Here is a 1,772-nt window from a genome sequence, read left to right on the forward strand (position 1 = left end):
AAACAAGAAAGGCCAGAGAAATGACAGCTCTTCGAGCTGTTTGCTATCCATCTCCCACCTAATGCTAAAAGCTCGTTTTACTCGCAATTAACATTCAGGAAGGAGAATTTCGCAAGTTTAGTTAAATAAAATGAGTAAACCACAGCAAGGGATGTTAAATCAACGGGATCAACAAATGATAGGCTTACGAGCAACGCTAATCGAACCGACTCATAATGGTTATAGTCGTGTGAGCATTGCAGATGGGAGTTGGCGTATTTATTGTAGCATTGAACTGAGTGCGGGTACTGAGGTGGAAGTCATTTCGATTAATGGAAATACTCTTAATGTCCGGCCAGTTATTAAGTAGCCTGAAAAAATAATATAAAACGTAAAAATTTAACACTTAGAAATTTTCAAAAATTTTATCCCCATCTAGATTATGCTAATGAATAGCGTTGCGGTGTTATTTTATTACTAACATGAAATAATGGACAATCAATTTTTCCATCGCTAGAAATAGTAAATGCGACATCCATTTGTATCACGGGATACATATCCTCTATTCCATTTACTTCTGTTGAAGCTGATTGTGCCTCTTGGTATTTTTCATTCATTGGTATACGACGTACAGTTTGAATAACGGTAATATCTGAGGAGTTTGAATTATGATACATGACGGTTGCCGGTGATAATCCTAAAGGGGAAAAATTTTTCCAAAAGTCATTTTGGATGGATATTAATGCATTAAAAATATGAGCATATCCACTTTGTGAGCTAACTTCTACCAATGCAATCTGTTGAGGTCTTGTTAAACTAAGATAAAAAGCATTAATTAATTTAGTCGTTTCTTCTTTACCCGATACTGTATTATTAGACAACAGTTTACCGTCTATCGCGCTATTTCTGCCTTGTCTAATCATGTCTATAACTAAATTTCGTATAGATGAGTTGTGTTCATTAGGTATTATTTCTTTTTGAACAGCTTCACTAATTGACTTTTTTATCTCTGAATTATTATTTAAATTATACAGATGATAGCTTGGTAAACAATTATCTAAAGACTTAATTAAAACAGAGCCAATGTGAAAATCTATTCCATTATAATGATTTTTTTCAATGCGAAATAAATTTCTGTCATTTTCGTTGGATAGGGATTTCAATTTGTCAAAAGCATCAATTATCTCCTTAAAAGAGTCTGAATTTTCTACCCCTTCTTCAACGTGGCTTTGCTCATGATTGTGAATAAAATCATAAAGTCTTTCAATGGCAACTGACTTTTTCTCAGTACGAAAAAGATCTTTGATTTTATCCAAAATTCCCATGTAAGTCGCATAGTCTTTGTTTCCGCTTAATAGCCGTTTAACTCGTGACTCATTAATTTCTATAAAGTGATGGGCACCTCGAAAAACTCAAGATTTTCAATTAACCCTTGGCTTTCATTCTAAATAATTAGATTTTTTTTGATTATCACGTTACTGATTCTATCGCACATTGCCCTGGCTAGGGCCATTTGACCCATTCTGGGCGTCAGAAAGCCACGATGCACGCGCTCTGGAAGTACGCCAACCGCTTTAGGTTGTAACATGCTGCCATCATCGTCATGGCAAAATTAGCGCGCACCTGTCCAATGGTGCGGATCAGTTTTCTACCCATTTGTTCCATCGCCGCAAATGCATGTTCAACCCGTGCCCTAGTCTTTGCAATCCTGTGGTTTCGCCCTTGCTGAGTCTTGGACAACGGTTTGTTTCGATGGCCTTTACGCTGAATCTGGCTCCTATAGCCGTTTGCCT

At 36.6% G+C, this 1,772-nt stretch carries 1 protein-coding gene and 2 pseudogenes; 1 reads left to right on the forward strand and 2 read right to left on the reverse strand.

Going from position 1 to position 1,772, the window contains the following annotated elements:
• Positions 1-121: 121 nt before the first annotated feature.
• A pseudogene (locus CBG25_RS09085) lies at positions 122-349 on the forward strand (NfeD family protein); the annotation flags it as partial.
• A gap of 70 nt (positions 350-419) precedes the next feature.
• On the opposite strand, the pseudogene CBG25_RS09090 reads toward CBG25_RS09085, so the two are convergent.
• Positions 420-1,370: pseudogene (locus CBG25_RS09090) on the reverse strand (hypothetical protein); the annotation flags it as partial.
• A 139-nt stretch (positions 1,371-1,509) separates the two neighbouring features.
• Positions 1,510-1,772 (reverse strand): transposase (locus tag CBG25_RS09095; protein WP_290603799.1); only part of this gene is annotated, 263 nt, incomplete at its 5' end.

The sequence above is a fragment of the Arsenophonus sp. ENCA genome, from assembly GCF_002287155.1.
GTDB classification, from domain to species: Bacteria; Pseudomonadota; Gammaproteobacteria; order Enterobacterales; family Enterobacteriaceae; genus Arsenophonus; species Arsenophonus nilaparvatae.